21 protein-coding genes are annotated in these 25509 nt (G+C 72.3%); 12 read left to right on the top strand and 9 right to left on the bottom strand.

The features are described from left to right. Positions 1-450: 450 nt before the first annotated feature. From Q5530_RS05985 to Q5530_RS05955, 7 genes are all read left to right on the top strand, one after another. The gene (locus Q5530_RS05985; RefSeq protein ID WP_415361197.1) at positions 451-1482 is read left to right on the top strand and encodes an ATP-binding cassette domain-containing protein; all 1032 of its coding nucleotides are present in this window, start codon (positions 451-453) and stop codon (positions 1480-1482) included. Beyond that, positions 1479-2282, top strand: coding sequence for an ABC transporter permease (locus Q5530_RS05980; RefSeq protein ID WP_380635606.1), 804 nt, complete (start codon positions 1479-1481; stop codon positions 2280-2282). The genes Q5530_RS05985 and Q5530_RS05980 overlap by 4 nt, the downstream gene beginning before the upstream one ends. Before the next feature lie 132 nt (positions 2283-2414). After that, positions 2415-3617, top strand: a complete 1203-nt coding sequence (locus Q5530_RS05975) for a macrolide family glycosyltransferase (protein WP_415361196.1) — start codon at positions 2415-2417, stop codon at positions 3615-3617. Between the two features lie 143 nt (positions 3618-3760). Further along, positions 3761-4324 (top strand): SRPBCC domain-containing protein, encoded by a 564-nt coding sequence (locus Q5530_RS05970; RefSeq protein WP_380635603.1) that lies wholly within the window; start codon positions 3761-3763, stop codon positions 4322-4324. Positions 4325-4472: 148 nt separating this feature from the next. Then, positions 4473-5414 (top strand): transketolase, encoded by a 942-nt coding sequence (locus tag Q5530_RS05965; protein WP_415361678.1) that lies wholly within the window; start codon positions 4473-4475, stop codon positions 5412-5414. Continuing rightward, positions 5414-6340 carry a transketolase family protein gene (locus Q5530_RS05960; protein ID WP_415361195.1) on the top strand — a complete coding sequence of 309 codons (927 nt, stop codon included), beginning with the start codon at positions 5414-5416 and terminating at the stop codon, positions 6338-6340. Before Q5530_RS05965 ends, Q5530_RS05960 begins: the two co-directional genes overlap by 1 nt. After that, positions 6337-7530, top strand: coding sequence for an NAD-dependent epimerase/dehydratase family protein (locus Q5530_RS05955; RefSeq protein ID WP_415361193.1), 1194 nt, complete (start codon positions 6337-6339; stop codon positions 7528-7530). The genes Q5530_RS05960 and Q5530_RS05955 overlap by 4 nt, the downstream gene beginning before the upstream one ends. Here the strand turns inward: Q5530_RS05955 and Q5530_RS05950 are convergent. The 4 genes from Q5530_RS05950 to Q5530_RS05935 all read right to left on the bottom strand — a co-directional run bounded on the left by Q5530_RS05950 (position 7527) and on the right by Q5530_RS05935 (position 11607). Beyond that, entirely contained in the window at positions 7527-9029 is a 1503-nt protein-coding gene (locus Q5530_RS05950; RefSeq protein ID WP_415361192.1) for a B12-binding domain-containing radical SAM protein, read from the bottom strand. The two genes, Q5530_RS05955 and Q5530_RS05950, sit on opposite strands and share 4 nt — an antisense overlap. Before the next feature lie 53 nt (positions 9030-9082). Next, positions 9083-10294 (bottom strand): macrolide family glycosyltransferase, encoded by a 1212-nt coding sequence (locus Q5530_RS05945; RefSeq protein ID WP_415361191.1) that lies wholly within the window; start codon positions 10292-10294, stop codon positions 9083-9085. A 113-nt stretch (positions 10295-10407) separates the two neighbouring features. Further along, positions 10408-10683 carry a MoaD/ThiS family protein gene (locus tag Q5530_RS05940; RefSeq protein WP_415361190.1) on the bottom strand — a complete coding sequence of 92 codons (276 nt, stop codon included), beginning with the start codon at positions 10681-10683 and terminating at the stop codon, positions 10408-10410. A 9-nt stretch (positions 10684-10692) separates the two neighbouring features. Then, positions 10693-11607: a formylglycine-generating enzyme family protein gene (locus Q5530_RS05935; RefSeq protein WP_415361189.1), complete on the bottom strand. Its 915-nt coding sequence runs from the start codon at positions 11605-11607 to the stop codon at positions 10693-10695. Between the two features lie 226 nt (positions 11608-11833). On the opposite strand from Q5530_RS05935, the gene Q5530_RS05930 reads away from it, so the two are divergent. Further along, the gene (locus tag Q5530_RS05930; RefSeq protein WP_380635583.1) at positions 11834-12970 is read left to right on the top strand and encodes a glycosyltransferase; all 1137 of its coding nucleotides are present in this window, start codon (positions 11834-11836) and stop codon (positions 12968-12970) included. A gap of 177 nt (positions 12971-13147) precedes the next feature. Here the strand turns inward: Q5530_RS05930 and Q5530_RS05925 are convergent, their stop codons facing one another. Then, on the bottom strand, positions 13148-14146 hold the full coding sequence (locus Q5530_RS05925; protein ID WP_415361188.1) for an aldo/keto reductase: 999 nt from the start codon (positions 14144-14146) through the stop codon (positions 13148-13150). 165 nt (positions 14147-14311) lie between these two features. On the opposite strand from Q5530_RS05925, the gene Q5530_RS05920 reads away from it, so the two are divergent. The 4 genes from Q5530_RS05920 (at position 14312) to Q5530_RS05905 (ending at position 19723) form a co-directional block, all read left to right on the top strand. Next, positions 14312-15445, top strand: a complete 1134-nt coding sequence (locus Q5530_RS05920) for a DegT/DnrJ/EryC1/StrS family aminotransferase (protein ID WP_415361187.1) — start codon at positions 14312-14314, stop codon at positions 15443-15445. A 105-nt stretch (positions 15446-15550) separates the two neighbouring features. Beyond that, positions 15551-16903, top strand: a complete 1353-nt coding sequence (locus Q5530_RS05915) for a nucleotide sugar dehydrogenase (protein WP_415361186.1) — start codon at positions 15551-15553, stop codon at positions 16901-16903. Position 16904: 1 nt separating this feature from the next. After that, entirely contained in the window at positions 16905-17942 is a 1038-nt protein-coding gene (locus Q5530_RS05910) for an NAD-dependent epimerase/dehydratase family protein (protein ID WP_415361185.1), read from the top strand. Further along, positions 17939-19723: an ABC transporter substrate-binding protein gene (locus Q5530_RS05905; protein WP_415361184.1), complete on the top strand. Its 1785-nt coding sequence runs from the start codon at positions 17939-17941 to the stop codon at positions 19721-19723. The genes Q5530_RS05910 and Q5530_RS05905 overlap by 4 nt, the downstream gene beginning before the upstream one ends. Positions 19724-19895: 172 nt before the next feature. Here the strand turns inward: Q5530_RS05905 and Q5530_RS05900 are convergent, their stop codons facing one another. Genes Q5530_RS05900 through Q5530_RS05885 form a run of 4 tightly spaced genes read right to left on the bottom strand, consistent with a single transcriptional unit; the run spans position 19896 to position 25205 of the window. Then, positions 19896-21464, bottom strand: coding sequence for an ABC transporter substrate-binding protein (locus Q5530_RS05900; protein ID WP_415361183.1), 1569 nt, complete (start codon positions 21462-21464; stop codon positions 19896-19898). Further along, on the bottom strand, positions 21461-22762 hold the full coding sequence (locus tag Q5530_RS05895) for an aminotransferase class V-fold PLP-dependent enzyme (protein WP_380635569.1): 1302 nt from the start codon (positions 22760-22762) through the stop codon (positions 21461-21463). The genes Q5530_RS05900 and Q5530_RS05895 overlap by 4 nt, the downstream gene beginning before the upstream one ends. Beyond that, positions 22759-24195 (bottom strand): NDP-hexose 2,3-dehydratase family protein, encoded by a 1437-nt coding sequence (locus tag Q5530_RS05890; protein ID WP_415361182.1) that lies wholly within the window; start codon positions 24193-24195, stop codon positions 22759-22761. The genes Q5530_RS05895 and Q5530_RS05890 overlap by 4 nt, the downstream gene beginning before the upstream one ends. Further along, entirely contained in the window at positions 24192-25205 is a 1014-nt protein-coding gene (locus Q5530_RS05885) for a methyltransferase (RefSeq protein WP_415361181.1), read from the bottom strand. The genes Q5530_RS05890 and Q5530_RS05885 overlap by 4 nt, the downstream gene beginning before the upstream one ends. Positions 25206-25509 lie beyond the last annotated feature (304 nt).

Genomic DNA, 25509 nt, shown 5'->3' with positions numbered 1-25509 from the left:
GCCCCGCCGGCGCGGTGGAACCGCCGAACCGCCCGACACGAAACCCTGGTCCACATCACTTCACAAATGATTGTATGAGCTGGCCGATGATCCAACGCCGAACGCGGGAGACGACATGCCGCACACCGGTCCGGGCCCCGGGACGGGCGCTCGCGGCCGGGGTCGGCGCGGATCGCCGGCCCGGCGCCCCGACGGCTCGGGCGCGCCGCTCGACATCGACTCGCACACCGACCCGCACACCGACGACCCGCCACCTGATCGGATCCGTTCCCGTCGGTCGGTACCGGGGCCGGAGTTCGGAGGCGCCACCGGCATGAGCAGTCCGGACCCCCACGCGCCGCGCGCGGGAACAGTGTCGGTTCTCTGTGTACAGCAACAAAGATCGCTAAGGATTGGTGAAGCTATGAGGCGAGTGTTGGCGGCGTCCACCAACGACGACAGGGGCACAGCATGAACGCGACCATCACCGCGCGCGGGCTCGTCAAGCGCTACGGCGACGTCGTCGCGCTCGACGGCCTCGACCTCCAGGTGCCCGACGGCACCGTGCTCGGGCTGCTCGGCCCCAACGGCGCCGGCAAGACGACCGCCGTCCGCATCCTGACCACGTTGCTCGAACCCGACGAGGGCGAGGTGACGATCGCCGGCATCGACGTCCGCGCGGACCCGGGCAAGGCGCGCCAGCACATCGGCCTGTCGGGGCAGAACGCGGCCGTCGACGACTACCTCACCGGCTACGAGAACCTCTACATCGTCGGCCGGCTGTACGGCCTCAAGGCGGCCGACTCCCGCGCGCGGGCGCGCACCCTGATCGACGACTTCGCGCTCACCGACGCGGGCGACCGCCCCGTCAAGACCTACTCCGGCGGTATGCGCCGGCGCCTCGACCTCGCGGCGGCCATCGTGGCGCAGCCGAAGGTGCTGTTCCTCGACGAGCCCACCACCGGACTGGACCCCCACAGCCGCAACAGGTTGTGGGAGACCATCCGCGCGCTGGTCGAGCGCGGCTCCACCGTGCTGCTCACGACCCAGTACATGGAGGAGGCCGACCAGCTGGCCGACGACGTGGTGGTGGTGGACAACGGCAAGGAGATCGCCCACGGCACGCCGGACGAGCTCAAGCGGACGGTCGGTGGCGACCGCGTGGAGCTCGTCGTCAAGAGCCACGAGGACCTCCAGGCCGCCGAGCAGGCGCTGCGGGGCACGGGTCTGGAGGAGGTCACCGTCGACCGCGAGACGCGGCGGCTGACCGCGCCCGGCTCCGGGGGCCCCGACATGCTCGCGGGCCTGCTGCGGTCGTTGGGCGAGGCCAATGTCACGCTGCTCGACGTGTCGCTGCGCCGTCCCACCCTCGACGACGTCTTCCTGTCCCTCACCGGGCACAGCACCGTTCCCGCCGACGACGGCAAGGACCCCGCCGGGGTCGACAAGAAGGCCGGGACCAAGAAGAACGCCGCCCGTACCAAGCAGGAGGTCGAGTCATGACCGCAGCGACCAAGGCCCTCACCGACGGCGCCATCATCGCGAAGCGCAACCTGATGAAGGTCAAGCGGATGCCCGAGATCATCGTCATGATGCTGATCTCGCCGTTCATGTTCATCCTGCTGTTCGCGTTCGTCTTCGGCAACGTCATCGAAATCCCGGGCGGCAACTACCGCGAGTTCCTGCTCGGCGGCATCTTCGCCCAGACCATCATCTTCGGCGCCACCTTCACCGGCCTCGGGATCGCCGAGGACGTGCAGAAGGGCATCATCGACCGGTTCCGGTCGCTGCCGGCCTCGCGGTCGGCGGTGCTGGTGGGCCGGACGACCAGCGACATCGTCTACAACGCGCTGTCCATCGGCGTCATGATGCTGGCGGGCCTGCTGGTCGGGTGGCGCATCCGGTCCTCGTTCCTGGACGCGGTCGCGGGCGTGCTGCTCCTGCTGCTGTTCGCCTACGCGTTCTCCTGGGTGATGGCCTTCTTCGGCCTGCTCGTGCCCAGCGTCGAGGTCTTCAACAGCGCCACGGCCGTCATCATCTTCCCGCTGACGTTCCTGGCCGGCACGTTCGTGCCGACCGAGCCGCTGCCGCCGGTCATCCAGACCTTCGCGGAGTGGAACCCGGTCACGGCCATCGCGCAGGCGTCCCGGGAGCTGTTCGGCAACATCAGCGCGGCCACGCCGACCCCCGACGCGTGGCCGCTGCGCGAGCCCGTCACCTACAGCCTGCTGTGGGTCGTGGGCATCCTGATCGTCTTCGTGCCGCTGGCTATCCGGCGGTACAGCAAGACGACCAACCGCTGATCGCGCGTCGCGCGGCGTCGTCGGCGGAAGGTGCGGCGGGCAGGGCGGGGAATCCCCGCCCTGCCCGCCGCCCATCGTCCAGGGTGGCCGGAGAGTGGCACTCGCTGTGCTGTCAGTATAGAATTCAAAAGTATGATGACGGCATTGCTCCTCACCGGACCGCACGCCGGCAACGTGCATCCCACCCTTTCGCTCGTCGGCGAGCTGACCGGTAGGGGCCACCGGGTCACGCACCTCACCACCGCGGAGTTCGCCGAGTCCGCGGCGGCCTTCGGGGCCTCGGTGCTGACCTACGAGTCGGCGGTCGCGGGTCTGGACCCGGCGGAGGTGTTCGCCTCCGGCGACCCCACCCTGCCGCACATGCTCTACCTCAAGGAGAACCTCCAGGTGCTGGAGGCGGCGGAGGCGGCTTTCGACGGCTCCCCGCCGGACGTGATCCTCTACGAGGACGCCCCGTTCATCGCCGGGCGGCTGCTGGCGCACCGGTGGAACCGGCCCGCGGTGCGGCTCAGCGCGGGCTTCGCGACCAACCAGGAGTACTCGTACTACCAGGAGATGGTGGACGCCTCGGGCATCCCCGGACCCCTGACGTTCGAGGGTTTCCGGGAGGCGCTGGCCGAACTGCTCCGGGCCCGCGGCCTGGACACCTCGCTGGAGGAGTTCTGGTACGGCATCGCGGACCGCAACCTGGTCTTCATCCCGAAAGCCTTCCAGTTCGCCGGGGAGACGTTCGACGACCGCTTCCTCTTCGTCGGACCGGCGCTGGAGGGCCACCGCGCCGGCCGGTGGACCCCCCGGGACGACCGACCGGTGGTGCTGATCTCGTTGGGCACCAGCTTCAACGACCAGCCCGAGTGGTTCCGGACCTGCATCCGGGCCTTCGCGGACACCCCCTGGCGCGTGGTCATGACGGTGGGCACCCGCGTCGACCCGGCTGAGCTGGAACCGCTGCCCGACAACGTGGAGGTCCACGGCTACCTGTCCCACTTCGCGGTCCTGGAGCACGCGCGGATCTGCGTCACCCACGGTGGAATGGGAACCGTGATGCAGTCGCTCCACTGGGGACGGCCGATGGTGACCGTTCCGCACTACGCGTTCGAGGTCGAGCCGATGGCGAGGCGCATCCAGGAACTGGGACTCGGTCGCCACATCACCTCGGAACAGTTCGACGCGACAACGCTGTACAACACCGTGGAGGAACTCGCCAACGACGCGGATACCCTCGCGAGGGTTCAGGAGATGCAGCGTCAGATCCAGAGCGCCGGCGGCGCCGCCAGGGCGGCCGACGCGGTACTCGCACGGCTCGACAGCGCAATGAGCAACCAACGGCCATGACACAACCACGACGCGATCTGTCGCCAAGATGATCTGCTGCTATTGTCGCCGCGAGACCGTCTAGTTTCTATGTTGAGAGGCGATGAACCTTGAGCATCAACGACTGGATTGCACAGACCACTCGTGATGTCAGGCCCGGTTCCGTGGCCGGTGGTCCCGGTTACGCGGCGGTGCTGCGGCGCACCTACGACGCGCCCGCCGAGGACGTGTGGGACGCCATCACCACCCCGGAGCGGCTGGAGCGGTGGTTCCTGCCCGTGTCCGGGAACCTGGAGCACGGTGGCAAGTTCCAGTTGGAGGGCCACGCCGGCGGCGACATCGTGGAGTGCGACCGGCCGCGCAAGCTGCACCTGACCTGGATGGCGGAGGGCCACCCGGCCAACGAGATCGTGCTGGTCCTCACGGCCGACGGCGACTCCCGCACCACGCTGGAGCTGGAGCACTCCGGTCCCGGTGAGGGCGACGAGGTCATCGGCCACGTGCTGGCCGTCGGCGTCGGCTGGGACCCCGCGCTGATCGCGCTGGGCCAGCAGGTGGCCGGCGAGACGCCGGACAAGCAGTGGTGGTTCGAGTCGCCCGAGGCCCTGGAGTTCACCAAGATGTCGGTCCGCTCCTGGGCCGAGGTGCTCAAGGACCGCAAGGTCGCCGACGCCGACGCGGTGGACAAGACCGCCGAGGAGACCCTCGGGTTCTACACCCCCGAATAAAACGGCGGTACCGAATCCGAATCCGCCGCGCAGCGGCCGCCCCCCGGCGGAGTGCGAGGAACTTTCTCGCACCCCCGCCGGGGCGGTCGCTCACGGTGGTGGTCGCGTCGAGAACGAATCGTGTTGCATTACAGTGAACATCCTGGGAATGGAGAGTTCAGCTCAAATGTCAACTACGTCGTTTCGTCACCCAGACGCCGAAGCGCAGGCTGGACCGCCGCCCGGGAAGGCGTCGCCCGAGGGCACGTCGACCGCGGCGCGGGACTTCGCGCGGTTCCCGCTGCACCACCGGATTCGGCTCCACATCCTGGAGCAATCACATCGGGCCCGATTCGGGCACATCGGTTCGGCCCTCTCCATCGCGGACGTCGTGGCCGTGCTGTTCGACGGGGTCCTGCGCGGCGAGGGCCCGGACCGCGAGCGGTTCATCCTGTCGAAGGGCCACGCGGTGCTCGCGCTCTACGCGGCGCTCTACGAGACCGGGCGCATCGACCGGGCGGCGCTCGACAGCTACTGCGGCAACGGCACCCCCCTCGGGGCGCACCCCGAGCACGTCGTCGACGCCATCGACTTCTCCACCGGCTCGCTGGGGCACGGGCTGTCCATCGGCGCCGGCTCCGCCCTCGCGGCCCGGATGCAGGGCTCGGACCGCCGCACGTTCGTCCTGGTCAGCGACGCGGAGCTGAACGAGGGCTCGGTCTGGGAAGCCGCCATGTTCGCGGCCCACCGGGGCCTCGGCTCGCTCGTCGCGATCGTCGACGCCAACGGCCAGCAGGCCCTGGGGCCGACCAACCAGGTCCTGGACCTCGAACCGCTCGTCCCGCGCTGGGAGGCGTTCGGGTGGTCCGCCCAGGAGGTCGACGGCCACGACGTGGGCGCCCTGCGCGCCGCGCTCGACTCGGTCGACAGCACCTCGTCGCGCCCGCACGTGATCATCGCGCGCACCACCGCGGGCAGCGGCGTCTCGTTCATGGAGGACCGCGTCGCCTGGCGCTACTGGCCGCTGTCGGACGAGCAGTACGCGACCGCGGTCGCCGACGTCACCGCCACCGCCGACGCCACCGGCGCCACCACCCCGACGGAGGCATGATGAGAGCCGCATTCGTCGAGACGCTCACCGAGCTGGCGGAGCGCGACCCCCGCGTCGTCCTGCTGACCGGCGACCTCGGGTTCAACATGCTGGAGCCGTTCGCGGAGCGGTTCCCGGACCGCTTCTACAACGCCGGTGTCGCCGAGCAGAACATGGTGGGCCTGGCGACCGGGCTCGCGGAGTCCGGGATGATCCCGTTCGCCTACTCGATCGCGACGTTCGCGACCATGCGGCCGTACGAGTTCATCCGCAACGGCCCGGTGCTGCACCAGCTGCCGGTGCGGATCGTCGGCGTGGGCGGTGGGTTCGAGTACGGCAACAACGGCGCGACCCACTACGGGCTCGAAGACGTCGGCATCCTGCGGATGCAGCGGGGGCTGACGGTCGTCGTGCCGACCGACGCCGCGCACGCGCGCACCGCGTTCGAGCAGACCTACGCGCTGCCGCGACCGATCTACTACCGCCTGTCGAAGGGCGGCGCGGCGATCCCCGGCCAGGACACGGACTTCGAGCTCGGCCGGCTGACCAGGCTGCGCGCCGGGGGAGACGTCGCGCTGGTCGCGCTCGGCGCCAGCGTCACCGACGCGCTGGCCGCGGCCGACCTGCTGGCCGCGGAGGGTGTCGAGGCGTCGGTGGCGGTGGTCGAGAGCTTCAACCCGTCGCCGCACGACGACCTCGCCGACTTCCTCGCCGACGTGCCCCTGGCGGTCACCGTGGAGCCGCACTTCGTCGACGGCGGTGTGGGCACGCTGGTGGCGGAGGTGATCGCGGAGCGCGGCCTGTCGACCCGCCTGCGGCGCTGCGGGGTGGAGGACCTGCCGCGCGGCATCACGGGGTCGCAGGCGTTCCTCCAGGAGCACTTCGGCATCTCCGCGACCGCGGTCGCGGGCGCCGCCACGTCCATGGTGGCGTCCGCGCGGCGGTGAGCGGGCACGACGACGGCCGGCCGGTCGATCCCGCGGCCGGCCCCCCGCCCGGCCGGCCACCGGCCGGGCACGCGCCGCCCGACCAGTCCCGGCTCGACCAGCTCCCGTCCGACTCGCCGCCGCCCGGCCGGTCCCGACCCGACCTGCCGTCGCCCGCCCGGCTCCCGCCCGGCCACCCGCCGTCCGATCACCCGCCGTCCGACCGCGTGCCTGCCTCGCCCCGGCGCGCCCTGGTCACCGGCGCCGGGGGTTTCATCGGCGCGAACCTCTGCCGGCGGCTCCTGCGGGAGGGGCACGCGGTGCACGCGGTCGTGCGGCCCGGCTCCGACCCGTGGCGGCTGGAGGGGATCCTCGCCGACATCGCGGTGCACCGGATCGACCTGCGCGACACCGGGGCGGTGCGGACCGTGCTGGACGCCGTGCGGCCCGACTGGGTGTTCCACCTCGCCGCCCACGGCGCGTACTCGTGGCAGACGGACGCCGACACGATCTTCACCACCAACGCCGAGGCGACCGGCGGGCTCGTCGACCTGGCCGGCGCGGGCGCGTTCGAGGCGTTCGTCCAGGCCGGGTCCACGGCCGAGTACGGCCCCGGGGACCGCCCCGCCCGCGAGTCCGACCCGGAGCGGCCGCGCGGCTCCTACGCCGTCAGCAAGGCCGCGGCGACGCGGTACGCGCGGACCGTGGCGGTGGAGCGCGGGGCCCACATCGTCACGCTGCGCCTCGGCACGGCCTACGGGCCCTGGGAGGACCCGCAGCGCCTGATGCCGACCCTGGCGGTGTTCGGGCTCAACCGGCGGCTGCCGCCGCTCACCGACCCGCGGACGGTCCGGGACTTCGTCTTCGTCGACGACGCCTGCGAGGCGTTCGCGCGCGCGGCGGCGGCCACGCACCTCGACCGCGGCACGGTCCTCAACGTCGGCAGCGGCACGCCGACCTCGCTGGCCGACCTCGTCGAGCTGGTGCGCGCCGAGCTCGGGATCGACGAGCGGCCGGGCTGGTCGACCATGGAGCCGCGGACGTGGGACGCGGCGCTGTGCGTGGCGGACTGCTCGCGCGGCCGTCGCCTGCTCGGCTGGCGGCCGCGCCGGGACCTGGCCGGTGGCTTCCGCGCCCTGGTCGACTGGCTCGGGCGGGAAGGCGGACCGGGTGCGAGGTACGCGTGGGAGGTCGGGGCGCCGCCGCGTTAGGCGGAGGTGGCCGCCCAGGCTTTCTTGGCGGTCTTCCACTGGGTGGAGTTGACCTCTTCCCACGCGCGGGATCGGGTTTCCTCCAGGACCTTCCAGGGCACCAGCGTGTTGGTCATGGTGGCGTTGTAGATGTTCATCTTGTCGGGGTCGAAATCGGGGCTGAGGTGGCCGTTGGCGATCGCCATGTCGAACAGCGGCGAACCGGGCATCGGCACCACGATGAAGAAGTTCGCCGCGTCCAGGCCGTAGGAGACGTGATCGCGGGCGAGGTCGATGGTGTTCTGGATCTCCTCCATCGTCTCGTCCGGGTAGCCCATCATGTAGTTGCCGTAGAGCTGGAAGCCGTACTCCTTCATGGCGATGATCAGCCCGCGCAGGTCGGCCTTCTCCACGTTGAGCTTGTTGCTCGCGTACTTGCGCATGATGCGCAGGTTGCCCGTCTCGAACGGCATGTTGATCTGCGTGAAGCCCGCCAGGGACAGGGCTTCGAGCACCTCGTGGTCGGGCTTCCAGCGCTTGAGCAGGTGGATGATGTTGATGCCGTTGAGGTCGCAGATGGTCACGCCCGCGCCCTGGATCTTCTGCAGCAGCCGCAGGCCGCGCTTCTTCTGCCCCAGCAGCGAGTCGTCCTCGATGAACACCTCGGTCACGCCGAGGCCCTTGAGGGTTTCGATCTCGGCCAGCACCCGCTCGTCGGACTTCACCCGGAAGCTGCCGATGGGGCCGCTGAGGCTGCCCTCCTCCTCGTTGGCGATGTGGCAGTACGCGCAGTGGAACGGGCACCCGAGCGAGGTCATCATGGTGGCGTAGCGCAGTTCGGCGCCGGGCTCGAACATGCCCGAGTGCGGCCGGGCGAGGGTCCAGTACCGCTGGTTGGGCAGCAGGTCCCAGGCCGGCATGGGCAGCAGGTCCAGGTCCTGCACGACGTCCCGGGACCGGGTCGGCTTGATCCGGATCTGGCCGTCCTCGGGAAACGCGACCCCGTGGAGGTCGGCGAAGCTCGGCCGCTTCGAGCGCCGCACGACCTCGACGATGTCGATGATGGTCTGCTCGGCCTCGGACAGGCACACCACGTCGAAGCCGGCGTTGAAGAACTGCGGCAGCCGCGAGCGGGCGTTGACCCCGCCGGAGACGAGGATCTTCTCCGGGTAGGCGGCTTTGATCAGCCGGGCGCAGTGCAGGACCATGGACTCCTGGTCGGTGAAGATCGACGTGATGCCGACGATGTCGTGCTCCGCCACGACCTCCAGGATGCGCGCGTCGTCGACGCCGGTGCGCAGCAGGCCGCTGGGCAGCGGCGAGGGCTTGGCGAAGATCTCGTCGAGGTTGTCGGGACCGTCACCCACGCAGGCGTCGAAGACGCGCACGTGCACCCCGTGTTCCCGCAGCGCCCCGCCCAGGTTCGGATAGGCGAGTGAGCCGTTCGGCTTGCACACGGTCCCGGGGAAGTTCTGGTTCGGCGGGTACAGAAGCAGCACGCTGACGTCTCGGAGCTCCATGATAAAATGCTATCTTTTTCTTAAGTGAAAGGCAATCGGCTGGGCCGTCCGGGTCAGGCCCCGGAGCGCTCCAGGTACGCCTCGACCTCGTCGGCGCCGCGGGCCGAACCACCGGACTCCCGGACGTCGCGCTGCATGAGCAGCACCCGCTCCTTGACCTCGGTGTCGCGCGCGAGCCGCTCCACGACCTCCCGGATGCCGGCCGGGTGGACCTGGTCGGCCGGCAGCTCGTAACCGAGGCCCAGCTCGACGGTGCGCCGCGCGAACGGGGCCGCCTCGGTGGCGAAGTGCGGCATGACGACCAGGGGCACGCCCATGTCGACGGCCTGCATTGTGGCGCCCGTGGTGCCCTGGATCAGGCACGCCGACGCGTGCCGGAGCACGGCGCGGAAGGGCACCCAGGGCAGGGCCTCGACGTTGGGGGGCAACGGCCCCAGCGTCTCGGGGTCGAGGGTGCGGCCGATCGCCATGACCACGTGCCACGGGGTGTCGGTGAAGGCTTCCGCGCACGCCTTGAAGAACTCCGGGTGCTCGTTGAACGTGCTGCCCAGCGACACCAGCAGGACCGGGGTGTCGGGGGTGGGCGGCTGCCAGCCGGTGTCCTGCGTCAGCCCGGTGAAGTTCGGCCCGACGAACGCGAACCGCTCGTCGAACGTCTCCGGGGCGATCTGGTAGGACTTGGGCAGGTGGATGATGTTGAGGTCCTCGATCTCGCGCCAGAACTCCTTGACCGGCGTGTCGACGCCGTACTCGGCGAGCAGGTCGGCCAGCACCGCGTGCACCGCCTCGACGTCGGCCGGGTGGCGGTGGCCGTGGCTGGCCCACAGCGCCTCGAACATCGAGTAGTGCTCGTTCTCGGCGAAGCCGCCGTTGAAGCGCACGGCCGGTCGGTTCCAGCGCTTGGCCAGCAGCCGCCCCGCCAGGAACGGCATCACGTCGTAGGCCACGAGGTCGGGCGGGTCGTTGCGCAGCGCCTCCTCGGCCGCGCGCAGGAGGGCCACGTTCTCCCGGACGTAGACCAGGTGCAGCTGCGTCTCGGCGTCCTCCCGCTGGACGACGTCGGGCACGTGGAAGTCGTCGAACGCCGACTTGTAGAGCAGCACCTCGGCGCCCGCCGCGGCGACCTCCTCGGCGAAGGCCGGTCCCGTCAGGTACGAGATGCGGTGCCCGCGCCGGGCGAGCTCGCCCACCACGCCGAGCGACGGGTAGACGTGGCCGTGCCCCTGGACGTTGACGACGAGGATGTGGCGCGGACTGATCGGCATTCGGGCTGCACGCTCCTTCTGGGGGGTGTTCGACGTGGCGCTGTTCATCCTGCCGGGGTGGGGCGGGACGGGACGGGCGGGACGGGTGGGGCGGGACGGGCGGGACGGGCGGGCTAGCCGCCCACCAGCGGCGGGATGATCTCGACGCGGCTGCCGTGCTCCAGCCCCACGTCCTCGGGCGGCGTCATGCGGGGCACCTGCTCACCGTCGACGACGAAGATGTGGTAGTCCAGCAGGCCGCCGGTGGGGGAGAAGAGCCGGTAGCCGGCGGTCGGGTGCGAGTGCACGAACGCCTCCAGGAGCTCGCGCAGGTTGGCCGCCTGCAACTCCAGGCGGGCCTGGCCCGACGTCGCGTTTCGCCAGCTTCCGGGGACGATGAGCTGTGGCATGGGACATCCTCAGAGGTCTCGGGCGCAGCGGAATCCGGTCGCGAAGCAGGCCCACCCGGTGGGGTCACCGTGCAGCCGCTCGCTCGTGCGGGTCTGGAAGCGCAGGTTCATCCACGAACCACCGCGGACGACGCGGTACCGGCCCATCACGCTCAGCAGGGAGTCGTCGCAGTCGGGCGACGGGCCGTAGAGCCGACTCGGCGATGAGGTCCACTCGTACACGTTGCCCGCCATGTCCGCCACCCCGTACGGGCTGTCGCCGTGCGGGCTGAAGGACCCGACCGGCGTGGTCAGCGGGATCGGGCCCCGGTCGCGCTGGTGCTCCCGCCACCACGCGCGCCACTCGACGGCGCTGTGGGTGGACCGGCCCAGCCACAGGTCGGCGGTGTTGGCCCGCTCGCGCGACCACTCGTCGCCCCAGGGCCACAGCCGGTACCCGGGGTCGGGTCCGCGCGCGGCCAGCTCCCACTCGGCCTCCGTGGGCAGCCGCTTGCCCGCCCACGCGGCGTAGGTGTCGGCGTCCTCGACCGCCATGTGGACGACGGGGTGGTCCTCGGGCGGGGCGTAGTCGACCTCGGAGCCGGCGGGGCGGCGCCAGGACGCGCCGGGCGTCTGCTGCCAGTAGTCCACGCCGTAGACGAGGCTCCAGCCCCGGCGCTCGGCGACCGTCTCGTACCCGGTGTCCTCGGTGAAGTCGGCGTACTGGCCGACGGTGACCGGGTGGCGGTCGATCACGAACGGCGCGACCTCCACGAGCGTCTGCGGCGTCTCGTCGCGGAACCACGGCGTGGGCAGGGGCTGCTCCTGCTCCTCCAGCCACTCCATCACCCACTCCGGCGATCCGAGCTGGAGCGCGGCTCCGTCGATCAGCACGGATTCGTCGGCTTCAACGCTGCTGGGCGTCGCTTCTCCGTAGGTTGCCATAGCGCCATCCTGTCGGTCGTAAGCCTTAAGAACTGTACAGCGAGTTGGTCCAGGGGAGGCAAGGTTGACGAGCCGACCGGCAGCGTTGAGACTATCGGCTCGTATAGTGTTCCAGCAGTTCCGAGGCCGTCCCGCCGCCGGGGACGTCGAGGTGGCCCGCGCCTCGAGGTCGACCTGGCCGACGGGCCGAACTCCGCACCGGCCGTCCTACGTCAGGAGCAACCCGATGAAGGTTCTGTTCGTCTCGTCGCCTGGCCTCGGGCACCTGTTGCCGATGATCCCCCTGGCCTGGGCGTTCCGAGCGAGCGGCCACGACGTGGTCATCGCCACGGCCGAGCACGCCCACCGGGCGGCGCAGGCGGGCCTGGAGGTCGTGGACATCGCGCCGCACTTCAGCTCCGTCGCGGCCTTCGAGCAGGTGGCCAAGGACCGTCCCGACTTCGTCACCACCGTCGCGACGCGGCCCGCGATCGACCTCGCCGAGTGGGGCGTGCAGATCGCCGCGGTGAACCGCCCCCTGATCGACGGCCTCCTCACCCTGACCGACGACTTCAAGCCCGACCTGGTGGTCTACGAGCAGGGCGCGACGGCCGGCCTGTTCGCGGCGGCGCGGGCCGGGGTGCCCTCCGTGCAGCGCAACCACGGCGCGTTCGCGACCGGCGGGATGCACGACGCCATCGCCTCGTACCTCGGCGACTTCTTCGAGAAGTACGACCTCCCGAAGTCGCTGCCGAAACCTGATGTGATCATCGAGTCGTTCCCGCCGAGCATGATCCTCGACCGCGCCCCCGAGGGCTGGTTCATGCAGTGGGTGCCCTACGGCGGCGGAGAGGTGCACGGCGACCGCTGGCCCACCGCCCCCGAGCGGCCCCAGGTCGCGGTGTCGATGGGCACGATCGAGCTCCAGGCGTTCGGCCTCGGCGCCGCCGAGTCGATCATCGCGGCGGCCGCCGAGGTGGACGCCGACTTCGTGCTGGCCCTCGGCGACCTCGACACCACCCCGCTCCAGCCGTTGCCGTCGAACGTCCGCGCGATCGGGTGGACGACGCTGCACCGGCTGCTGCGCCAGTGCGCCGCGGTGGTGCACCACGGCAGCGGCGGCATGATCATGACGTCGATCGAGTCCTGCACGCCGCAGCTCCTCGCGCCCGACGCCAGGGACATGTTCCAGCACTCGGGGCGCGACGCCGTCCGCAAGCTCGGGGTCGGGCTGGTGAGCACGGCCGACCAGGTCACCCCGGAGCTGCTGACCGAGCTGATCCGGGACGAGAAGCTGGCGCGGCAGATGAAGGTGGTGCGGGACGAGGTGCACTCGCTGCCCTCCCCGGCCGAGACGGTGCGGCGGATCATCGCCGAGATCTGACGGGTGCGGCGGGCCGCGGGGTCCGGCGGCGGGGTGGTCCTCCAGGGGATTCCCGCGCCGCCGGGTCCCGCGGTCGTGCGTTCCGGTGAGGTCGAGGGCGTGGGGCCGGGGGTGAGGACCGCCGGGCGGTGCGGGACCAGGCAGGCCGGACCGGATCGGCGGATCCGGCCGACCGGATCAGGTCAGCCAGGCGTCCGGGCCGGCGCCGCCGCGACCGAGGGGCGGGAACAGCTCGTCGAGGGCCGCTTCGAGCTCTGGGGCCAGCGGTTCCCGCAGCGCGGCCAGCGCGCCCTTGAGGTGGGCGGGGTGGCGCGGTCCGATCACCAGCGAGGTCACGCCGGGGCGGGCGAGCGTCCAGGCCAGGCCGACCTCGGCGGGTGGGCGCCCGTGCTCGGCGCACAGCCGCTCGAACCGCTCGACGACGTCGCGGTGCTCGTCGAGCGCGGCCGCCGCGCGGCCCTGGGCCGACTTCACCGCCGTCCCGTCGGACATCTTGGCCAGCACCCCGGAGAGCAGCCCGCCGTGCAGGGGCGACCACACCAGCACGCCGATGCCGTAGTGCCGCGCCGCCGGGATGATCTCCAGCTCGGCGTGCCGGACGAGCGGGTTGTAGAGGCACTGCTCGGCGGCGATCCCGAACGAGTGACGCGCGCGGGCCGCCTCCTGCGCGGCGGCGAGCTGCCACCCGGCGAAGTTGGAGGACCCGACGTAGCGGACCTTGCCCTGGGCCACGAGCAGGCCCATCGCCTGCCAGATCTCCTCCCAGCCCGTCGCCGGGTCGGGTTGGTGCATCTGGTAGAGGTCGATGTGGTCGGTGCGCAGCCGCCGCAGCGACGCCTCGCAGGCCCGGACGATGTGGTGGGCGGAGAGCCCCTCGTCGTTGGGCCCGACGCCGAACCGGCTGCCGACCTTGGTGGCCAGCACGACCCGGTCCCGCACGCCCGGCCGGGAGAGCCAGTCGCCGAGCAGCTCCTCGGTGTGCCCCTGGTGGACCCGCCAGCCGTAGATGTCGGCGGTGTCGACGAAGTCGATGCCCTCGTCGAGGGCCGCGTCCAGCAGGGCCAGCGCCTCGGGGCCGTCGACCCGACCGCCGATGTTCACCGTCCCCAGGCACAGCCTGCTGACGCGCAGGCCGGCGCGGCCCAGCGGGACGTGCGTGGCCTGCTCCCCGGTCATCGGACCCCCGTCTCCGCGGCTGCTCCGCGCCTCGCGGGCACTCGGCTTTCCACCGTCGCAGATAGATCTACGAAAGGCAACTCAGTGGGAGTTCCGGCACCCTTGATAGCTTCTTGCCCGTGTGTTAGATACTGTTATCTATACCCATAGTGGCGGAGGGTGCTCATGATCCCGGTCTTCAAGGTGGCGATGGCGCCCGATGCCCCGGAGCGGGTGGCCGAAGTCCTCCGGAGCGGCCGGGTGGAACACGGGCCGAGGGCCGACGCGTTCGAGGTCGAACTGGGGCGCCGGCTCGGCAACCCCCGGGTCGCCGCGGTTAACTGCGCGACCTCCGGCCTGCACCTGGCGCTGCACCTGCTCGTGGGGCGCGACCCGTACCGGCCGGACCCCACCCCCGAGCGGGACGAGGTGCTCACCACCCCGTTCACCTTCGAGGGCACCAACTGGCCGATCCTGGGCAACGGCCTGAAGATCAGGTGGGTCGACACCGACCCGGCCACGCTCAACATCGACCTCGACGACCTGGAACGGCGGATCTCTCCCCGGACGCGGGCGATCGTCGTCGTGCACTGGCTCGGGTTCCCCCTCGACCTGCGCAAGCTCGACGAGGTGCTGGACCGGGCCGAGCAGCGCCTGGGCTTCCGGCCCCCGGTGGTGGAGGACTGCGCCCAGGCTTGGGGGGCGACCTACCGCGAGAAGCCGCTGGGCAACCACGGCAACACCGCCGTCTACAGCTTCCAGACGATCAAGCTGCTGACCGCGGGCGGCGGCGGCCTGGTGGTCCTCCCGGACGAGGAGCTGCACCGGCGGGCCCTGCGCACCCGGTGGTTCGGCATCGACCGCGCCGACGACCGCACCCGCGGCGAGTACGAGGTCCCCGAGTGGGGCTTCCGCTTCCCGATGAACGAGATCAGCGCCGAGATCGGCCTGGCCAACCTGGAGCTCGTCGACGACCTGCTGGCCCGCCACCGGGCCAACGCGCACCGCTTCGACAAGGAGCTCCAGGGCGTGCCGGGCCTGGAGCACACCGAGCGGCCCGACGACCGCGAGCCCACCTTCTGGGCCTACCCGGTGAAGGTCGAGGACCGGCTGGGGTTCATGCGCCGGCTCGACGAGGCCGGGATCATGACGAGCATCATCGCCCGGCGCAACGACGAGCACGTCACCGTCGCCGCCGCCCGCGAACCCCTGCCCGGCCTCGACTCCGTGGCCGACCGGGTCTGCTACCTGCCCGTCGGCTGGTGGTTGACCGAGGAGCAGCGGGAGCACATCGTCGACACCGTCCGCGCCGGATGGTGAGCACACCCTCCGCCGACCGTTCACCCTGCGGCCGTCACCGAGAGGATCATCGCCGAACTCGCGCGGGCGCACGCCGTGCGTTGGCCGCGTCGAGATTGGAGGACCATGCGGTTCCTGCCTCATGACCGCGACCCGTCCGTGCTCGTCGTCGGAGCGGGCTACGTCGGCCTGTGCCTGGCCGCGGTGCTCGCGCAGCGCGGCCTCCGGGTCATCGCGGCCGACGTCGACCGCGCCCACGTCGAGCGGCTGCGCGCCGGCAGGTGCACGATCGCCGAACCCGGCCTGGAAGAACTGCTGCGCGACGGCCTCGCCAGTGGGCGGCTGACCGTCACCGCGGACCTGTCCGCGGCCTCCGACTGCGACGTCGTCCTGCTCACCACGGGCACCCCGGTGGACGCCGAGGGCCGGCTCGACCCGAGCCAGCTGGAGGCGGCCTGCCGCGACCTGGCCCCCCGGCTGCGCGCCGGGCAGCTCGTCGTCGTCAAGTGCACGGTCTCGCCCGGCACGACCCGCACCGTGGTCGCGCCCCTGCTGGCGGGCCACGGGCTGGAACCGGGCACCGACATCGGCCTGGTGCACTGCCCGGAGCGGCTGGCCGAGGGCCAGGCGCTCGACCAGCTGCGGGAGCTCGCCGTCGTGGTCGGCGGGGTCAACGCCGAGTCGGCCGAGGCGGCGACCGCCTTCTGGGAGCGCCACCTCGGGGTCCCCGTCCACCCGGTGAAGGACGCCGACGTGGCCGAGGCGGTCAAGCTGGCCAGCAACTGGTGGATCGACCACAACATCGCGATGGCCAACGAGCTGGCGCTGTTCTGCGACGCGTTCGGGATCGACGTGATGGACGTGGTCACGGCGGCCAACACCCTGCCGAAGGGCGCGGGCCGGATGAACGTGCTGCTGCCCAGCGTCGGCGTGGGCGGCTCGTGCCTGCCCAAGGACCCGGTGATGGCCGCGCGGGCCGCGGCGGACCGCGGCGTCGAGCTGCGCACCGTGGCGACCGGTCGGGCGGTGAACGACGCCATGCCGGGCCACGCGGCCCGGAACCTGGTCGACGGGCTGCACAAGCTCGGCACGGACCCGGCCGGCGCGACCGTCGCGGTGCTCGGGCTGGCCTTCAAGAGCGACACCGGCGACCTGCGCGAGACCCCCGTGGCCCCGTTCGTCGAGCACCTCCGGAACGCCGGCTGCACCGTCCGGCTGCACGACGGGCTGGCCGAGCCGGACCGGGTCCGCGCCCTGTTCGGGCAGGACCCGGAACCCACGATCGCCGCGGCGCTGGCCGGGGCCGACGCGGTGGCCATCCTGGCCGGGCACCGGGAGTACCGCGAGCTCACCGCGGCCGACCTGCGCGCCGCCACCCGGTCGGGCTGCCTGGTCTTCGACGGCCGCCGCTACTTCACCCGGGACGAGATCAGCGACCTGCACGCCCACGACCTCCAGTACCGAGGGATCGGCCGGTGACATGACCGAGACACCCATTCCGCTGGTCCGCCGCGGCGAGCACGTCCTCGTCACGGGCGGGCACGGCTTCATCGGCAGCCACCTGGTGGAGGCGCTGGCCGCGGCCGGGCGGCGGATCACCGTCCTCGACCCCGCCGACCCGCCGCCGGACCTCGCCGTCCCGGCCGGGACGGTGCGCCACGTGCGCGGCGACGTGCGCGACGCGGAGCTGGTCCGCCGCGAGATCACGGCCGACACCGCCCTGATCATCCACCTGTCGTCGCTGGTCGGGGTGGACCAGTACCTCTACGACCCGCTCGACGTGATCGACATCGCGGTGACCGGGACGCGCGCCGTCCTCGACGCCACCCGGGACGCGGGCGCGAAGCTGGTCCTGGCCAGCACCAGCGAGGTCTACGGCCGCAACCCCGACACGCCGTGGTCGGAGGACTCCGAGCGGGTGCTCGGCCCCACCACGGCCGACCGGTGGTCCTACTCCACCAGCAAGGCGGTGGCCGAGCACATGACGTTCGCCCACGCCCGCCGCTACGGCACCCGCGCCACCGTGCTGCGGTACTTCAACGTCTACGGCCCCCGCCAGCGGCCGGCCTACGTCGTGAGCAACACCGTGCACCGCCTGCTGCGCGGCGAACCGCCGCTGCTCTACGACCGCGGCGACCAGACCCGGTGCTTCACCTACATCCGGGACGCCGTCGAGGCCACCCTCGCCGTCGCCGCCTCGCCGGAGACCGAGGGGCTGGTGCTCAACGTCGGCAACGAGCGCGAGAGCACGATCGCCGAGATCGTGCGCGCCGTGGGTGCCGCCGTCGGCTCCTCGGTGGAGCCGATCCGGCTGGACACCGACTCCGCGTTCGGGAAGGTGTACGAGGACATCCCCCGGCGCGTGCCGGACACGTCCCGGATCGCCGGTCTGCTGGGCTGGCGGGCGACGACCCCGGTCGAGCAGGGCCTGGTCGAGACGGTCGCCTGGGCCCGCGCGAACGACTGGTGGACCGGCCAGAGCGCGGGGGAGCGGAACGAGCGCGGAGCCGCCCGATGACCAGCAGCACGACGACGACCGGCACGACGGCCGGCACTCCAGCCGGCACGACCGACGGCACTCCAGCCGACACGACCGCCGCGCTCCGGCTGGTCCTCCCCGGTGAGGGCGAGCCCCGCCGGGGCGGCATCCTCCGGTACTTCGGGCCGGGCGGCATGGACCACATCGACCCGGCGTGCGCCAGCTACGCGTTCTCCCACCAGATCCTGCGGCTGTTCACCCGGCAGCTGTTCACCTACCCGACCACCGCCGACGAGGACGCCCTCACCCCGGTGCCCGACCTCGCGGTGGCGGTCCCGACCCCGGACAACGGCGGCGTCGTCGAGGGCGGCCTGGTGCACCGCGTCGAGCTGCGCCCCGGCGTGTTCTGGGACACCGAGCCGCCGCGCGAGGTCACCGCCGCCGACCTGGTGCGCGGGCTCAAGCGCCTGGCCTGCCCGGTGACCGGCACCGGCGCCCTGGGCTACTTCACCAGCACGGTGCGGGGGATGGCCGAGTTCGCCGAGGGCTACCGGGCCGCGATCGAGCGGGACGGCGCCACCCCGGAGACCGCCGCCCGCTACCAGAACACCCACGAGATCAGCGGGCTGCGGGTGCTCGACGACCGCCGGCTGGAGATCGGGCTGGTCCGCCCGGCGAACGACATCGTCAACATCCTCGCCACGCTCTACGCCTCGCCCGCCCCGGTCGAGTACGACGCCGTGGTGCCCGGTGGTCCCGGGTTCGCCGACGTCGTGCGCTCCTGCGGCCCGTACCGGCTGACCGGCTACCGGCACGGCGAGCACCTGTCGATGCGGCGCAACCCCGCCTGGAACCCGGCCTCGGACCCGCTGCGGCCGGCCTGGATCGACGGCATCGAGGTCCGCATGGCCCGGGTCGAGGACGAGGTGGTCCGGGACGAGGTCGAGAGCGGCCGGGCGGACCTGTCCTGGGGCGCGCCGGTCATCAGCCACGACCGGCCGTCACCGGACGCCGACCGGCACGTGGGCTACGCCCTCAACCCGTACCTCCTGTTCAACGTGCGCGGGCCGCGGCAAGAGCTGCGGGACCCGGCCGTCCGGCGCGCCCTGGGCACGGCCGTCGACAAGGCCGCGCTGGTCGGGCTGATGGACCGGATGGACCTGGGCACGGTCACCCAGACCGCGCACTGCGTCATCCCGCCGGGCAACGTCGGCTACCGGCCCGCGCCGCCCGGCACCACCGACGGCGGGGACCCGGAACTGGCCCGGAAGATGCTGCGGGCCGCCGGCTGCGAGGGGATGCGGCTGCGCGTCCTCTACCGGGTGGAGACGCCGCACGACGACATCGCGTTCAGCTACGCCGACGACCTCCGCGCGGCCGGCGTCGACGTCGAGATGATCCGGATCCTGCACGCCGACGAGTACTACCGGATCCTCCAGGACCCGGAGCGCGCCCTCGCCGGCGACTGGGACGTCACGGCCGCGGCCTGGACGCCCGACTGGTTCGGCAACAACGGGCGGACCTGCATGCAGCCGCTGTTCGAGTCCCCGTCCGGGGCCGGCAGCTGCAACTACGGCGGCTACAGCGACCCGGCCGTGGACGCGCTGATCGCCGAGGCGCTGGCCGAGCCCGACCCGGAGCGGGCGGGCGACCTGTGGCACGCCGTGGACCGGGCCGTGTGCGAGGCGGCGGCCGTGGTGCCGCTGCTGGTGTGCGAGCCGACGATCCTGCACGTCACGAGCCCGCGGGTGCGCAACGCGATCCCGATGCCGCACGTGGACCGCTGGTACGACGCCGCCAACCTCTGGCTGGTGGACTGACGCGGCCGATCGCCCGACCGGCCACACGCCTGGCCGGTCGGGCGGTCGGTCATCACCCGGCCGACAGCCGGCCCTCGCCTGACCGGCCACACGCCCGGCCGACACCCGCCCGACCAACCGACCACCGCCCGTGGGCCGGTGCCTCCGCGGAGGCACCGGCCCACGGGCGTCTTCAGACCGGGACCCGGTCGGTCGAGCGCGACCCCGCCGGTTCCAGCGCGGCCGGGTCGGCGGCCATGCCGAGCGAGTACAGCGGCGTCACCCGCTCCGCCCCCGGCACCGCCCGCGCGGCCGCCGGCGGCCCGTGCAGGAGCGGCACGACCGCCGCCCTGGTGATCGCCTCCTGCTCGACCGCCGCCCACGCGGCCCGGGTGGCGTGCGGGTCGGAGTCCACGCCCAGCGCCCGGTCGATCAGCACGTCGAAGACGGGGCCGTCGACGCGCCCGGCCCGGCGGACCAGCAGCGCCTGGAGGTAGGCCCGGTAGTTGTGGTGGCGCCACCGGGCGGCCCACCCCGTCAGCAGCAGGTCGTGCTCCGCCCCGCCGTCGCCGTGCAGCAGTTCGGCGTGGTCGGCCGGTCCCACCGCCCGGACCTCGACCCGGAACCCGACGCCCGACAGGCACCCGACCACGGCCGCGGCCACCGCGGCGGCCGCGGCGGTGTCCGGGTGGACGAGCACCAGCGCCGTCCCCTCGCCCGACCCGACCGGCGAGCCGGGGGCAGGGAGGTCGAGGGGCGAGTCCGGGTCCTGGTTCCCGCTGTTGCCGGGGGGCACCACGCGCCGGGCCGGCGCGACGCCGGGCAGGTGGCCCGCCACGGCCTCGGCCACCAGCCCGGGGTCGACCGCCGAGGCGACGAGCCGGCGCAGCGCCGGGTCGGCGAGCGGACGGCCCTCCCCGGCGTGGGGGAGCAGGCACGCGTGCAGCACCTCGGGCACCTCGACCTCCGGCGCCACCTCCGGCGCCGGGGCGCCGGGGCGGAGGGTCACCGCGTCGAACGCGCGTTCGCGCAGCGGGTCGGTGTCGGGGTCCCAGGCGGGGTTCGGCTCCAGCCGCACCCCGCCGTCCGGGTCGAGCCCGGCGATCCGGTACGGCCCGGTCGCCCGCGCGTGCCGCGCGAAGTCCTCGCCACCGGGCACGACGTCGTCGTGCTCGACGGGCGCGGGCGCGACGCAGGTCAGGGCGAGCAGGTCGATCGCGTCCTGGGCCGGGCGCTCCAGCTCGACCACCAGGCTCTCGTCGTCCAGGGCGAACACGCCCGGGATCGAGTCCCCCTCGCGGAAGGCCCGGTGCCGCGCCGCGTCGTCCTCGTGGCCCGCGACGGCCTCGGCGTACCGCTCCGCGTACGCGCGCATCCCCAGCACCGCCGACAGCAGGAGCTCGATCCCCGCCGGTCGCGCGGTCGGGCTGCACGCGCGGGCGAACCCGCGGACGACGTCGTGGGAGGTCACCCGGCGGGGTGGCTCGGTGTCCCAGTGGACCTCCGGCCGGAGGTGGACCACGTAGGACCGCAGGCTCGTGCCCAGGCCCGCGTTGTAGGTCGACGGCACGGCCGAGGCGAGGTCCCCGATCGGCTCCACCGCCCGCCAGCCCCGCTGGTCGGGCTCGGCCCGGTAGCCGAACAGCGTCCGCGTGGTCAGCCGGTGGACCAGGTCCGCGGCGGGGCGGGCCCGAGCCGGGTCCAGGTCGCCCGGCGCGAGCGGGGCGGGCAGGTGCAGGTCTCCGGTTCGCGGCGCCGTCACGACATCTCCCGTCCCAGGTCGCGCATGATCGACACGGCCCGGTCGATCTCGTCGTGGTCGTTGAACAGGTGCGTGCAGACGCGGGCCGCGTAGTGCTGGTGGGTCGAGCCGGGGACGTCGAACTCGGTCCACCGGATCCAGATCCGGTGCTCGTGCTCCAGCCGGTCGACGAACGCCATGAACTTCTTGACGTTCCAGGCGTCCTCAGGGCGCCGGAACGGGTGGAACGCGATCAGCGGCGAGCGCAGCCGGTCGTCGCCGCCGGGGGAGTAGATGTTGTCCCGGCCGAACGCCTCGACCAGCGCGGCGCGCGCGTGGTCGGCCAGGTCGAAGATCCGCCGTTCGATGCGGGCCCGGCCGATCTCGTCCCACAGCTCGGCCGCCGCGGCGAGGGCGGCGCCGCGGGCGATGCTGGCGCTGCCCGCGCTCTGGAAGTAGTCGCCGATGTTGCAGCTCTCGACGCTGGTGGTGGTCCGGGGCGGCGGCTCGCCCGCCATCGGGTACCAGGTCGACACGACCGGCCAGATCGTCGGCAGCGGCAGCGGGTTGTGCTCGGGGAAGACCTTGTTGCGGATGTAGAGGATGCCGGTGCCCAGCGGGCCGCACTGGAACTTCGAGCCCGAGCAGGAGATGAAGTCGGCGCCGAAGGCCCGGAAGTCGCAGTCGAGCATCCCGGGCAGCAGGGCGCCGTCGACCACCGTGGTCAGGCCGTGCCGCTGGGCGAGCTCGCAGAGCGCGCGGATCGGCATCATGGTCCCGGTGAACAGGGTGATCCCGGAGAACGCGAGGACCTTGGTCCGCGGCGTGATCTCCCGCTCGAACAGCTCGACGATCTCCTCGGCCCGGACGTCCCAGCCGGTCGGGGGCGTGATCGTCTTCAGGGTGATCCCGTGCCGGTTGCGGACCAGGTTGAAGTTGGACAGCACCGAGTAGCACTCGTGGGTGGTGGTGAGCACCTCGTCGCCCGCCCGCAGGTCCAGCCCGTTGATCACCCGGGCGACGCCCTCGGTCGCGTTGTGGCAGATGACCATCTCGTCCTGGTCGACGCCGAAGGCGCGGGCCAGCGTCTCCCGGTGGCCGGTGTACATGCCCGGCGGGTAGACGTTCATCAGCCCGCCGGTCCACTCCCGGGTCACCCGGTCGTTGACGTCCAGCACCTCGTACGGCAGTGCGCCGACGGTGCCGGTGTTGAGGTGGGTGAAGCTGCGGTCGAGCGCGAACAGGTCGCGGATGGTGTCCCACGAGGCGTCGTGCAGTTGGCGCCTGCCCCGCAGTTCACGGGGCGCGGTGGAGGTCACGCGGCTCCTCCTGAGGTTCGGGTCCGGTCGGAGTGGATCACTGCGAGCAGGGTGAGCAGCAGGCTGCGGGCCTCGATGTTGACCTGGCAGCTGGTCGTGACGAGCTCGGCGAGCTGGTGGGCGGTGAGCCAGAGGTACCCGGGCGCCGGCTCCAGGGGAGCCGACGGGTCCTGCTCGACGACGAGGTGGCGGGTGGTCGCGTGGTAGAAGCGGCCGCCCTCCTCGGACTGCCGGGACTCGTGCAGCACGCGCTCCGGCGGGGTGGCCAGCACCGCGTCGAGGTAGTCGGGCCGGCCGGGCGTGCCCGGCGGGAAGTTCGACGGCGTGCACTGCACGGTGGGCCCGACCTCCACCCCGGCGCGGTAGCCGGGGCGCACGTCCGCCTTCACCAGCAGGTGCAGGGTGTCGCCGATCCGGCGGGTCACCAGGGCGACCAGCCCGACGTCGCACGGCGCCAGCAGCGGCTGCGACCACGCGCCGACCTCGCGGCTGTCCGCCGCGACGTCCACGCCGATGATCCGGAACCAGCGGCCGGAGACGTGCCCGATCTGCGACTCGTCCCGGACCCAGCCGGCGGCGGCGGTGGCGGCGAGCGGGATGCGCTCGACCGACAGGGACTGGAGCTCGCGCCGCTCGCCGAGCCAGCGGTGGACCTCGGCGGTGTCGTGCCGCGCCTCGTGCCCCGGGAAGCCGAGCGACCTGGCCAGTGCGGGGTGCCGAACCGACACCGAGCCGTCGACCGCCGGCGGCAGGCAGGACAGCACGGTCCGGGTGTCCATGTTGACGACGTCGGGGTGGCGCAGCAGGTCGAGGATCTCGGCGAGGGTGAACCAGCGGAAGTCCTCGTGCACGTCGACGGGCTCGTCCACCTCGACCACGACGTTGCGGTTGCGCTTGCCCCGGAACCAGGAGCCCTGCTCGGACTGGAGGATGTCGACCAGCGCCCGCCCGGGGTGGTCGCCCAGGAAGTACTCGACGTACCGCGAGGTCTTGCCCTGGTGGGCCCGCGAGTAGTTGCTCGGGGTGGACTGCACCGTGGGTGACAGCTGCACCAGGCCGATGTTGCCAGGCTCCATCTTGGCCTGCATCAGGAAGTGCAGCACGCCGTCGATCTCGCGGGCCAGGATGCCCAGCACGGCGACGTCGTCCTGCCGGATGATCGGCTGGAGCCAGCGGGCGCTGCCGTCGGGGGTGGTGACCTCGGCTCCCTCGACGGTGAAGAACCGGCCGCTGCGGTGGACCAGGTCGCCGTCCTCGGCGCGGAAGGACCACCCGTCGAGCCGGTCGAACGGGACGGGAGTCACCCGGAAGGTACCGTTGCGGCGGCGCTCGCGCAGCCAGTTCAGGGCGTTGCGGGCCCCGTCCGTGGGCGCGCCGGCCGAGGTGGCGAGGCGGGCCGCGAGGTCGGGGCGGGCGTGCAGGTCCAGGGTCATGCCGGTTCTCCCGCGACTGCCTCGACGATCGACATCACCGACGGGGTCGGGATCACCCGGGTCACCCGCAGGCCGGCGGCGGTGAACAGGGGCCGCAGCTCCGCGGTGGTCCGCTCCCGCCCGGTGAACGCGCTGAGCATCATCAGGTCCATGAGGTGGCTCTGGTGCTCGCTGCCGTCCTCGGGGACGACGGCGTCGACGACCAGCACGCGGCCGCCCGGTTCCAGGGCGCGCAGGCAGGCGCGGAGGATGCGCACGGACTCCTCGTCGTCCCAGTTGTGCAGGATCCGCTTGAGCACCAGGACGTCGCCGCGGGGCACCTCGGTGAAGAAGTCGCCGCCGACGGCCTTCCAGCGCCCGTCCTGGCCGGCGGCCTCCAACCGGCTGGTGTTCAGGGCGTCGGGCCGGTCGAACAGCACGCCGTCCAGGCCCGGCCGGGCCTGGAGCGCGGCGAGCAGCATGGTGCCGTTGCGGCCGCCCACGTCCACGACCGTGCCGGAGTCCGGCAGGTCGGAGGCGGCGGCGATGAGCGCGTTCTCCGCGTCGGAGACCGTGGCCATGCCCTCGTAGAAGAGGGCGTCGGTCTCAGGGTTGGCGGCGAAGTAGTCGCCGAGCGGCTCGCCGAAGTAGCGGGCGAAGGTCGGCTCCTCGTCGGTCAGGCTCGACTCCAGCCGGTGGCACGTGGTCCAGAACATCGGGTCGGTGAACATCAGGACCCCGGAGCGGGCCGGTGGCTCGGCGGTGCTGCGCAGCGCGCGGCCCAGCTCGGCGAGGGTGTACCGGTCGTCGTCGTGCTGACGCACGACGCCCCGGGTCGCGAGGAAGCGCAGGAGTCGGGCCAGACCGTCCGGTCGGGCGCCGGTCGCCGCGGCGAGCGCGCTGACCGGGACGGGCTCGTCGTCGTCGAGGTGGTCGGCCACGTTCAGCCGGGCGAACGCGCGGAGCGCCGCCGACCGGACGAAGGCCATGGCCTCGTCGTACAGGACGAGGGCTGACTCGTGGTCTCTCATGGATCACCCCAGAGTCGCGTAAGAATTTGATACTGACTGTATGCGGGGTTGGCGGGTGCCATCAAGGAACGCCGGGTGATTGACCCAGCATCTAACTTCAGGAACACTTATCTACTTGAGGCTGTGCGTGGCCTTGGGCGCCACGGCGCGTCAGCGCGCCCACGTGGGGCCCACCTGGGACCCGCCTGGGGCCCGCCGACCGGGATCGCCGAGGGAGAGGTGTGACGTGTTCGAGAGGTTCACCGACCGCGCGAGGCGGGTGGTTGTCCTGGCCCAGGAAGAGGCCCGGATGCTCAACCACAAC

It is taken from the genome of Saccharothrix sp. BKS2 (assembly GCF_047689505.1).
GTDB lineage: Bacteria > Actinomycetota > Actinomycetes > Mycobacteriales > Pseudonocardiaceae > Actinosynnema > Actinosynnema lopnurensis.
This window is presented reverse-complemented; position numbering and strand designations above follow the sequence as displayed.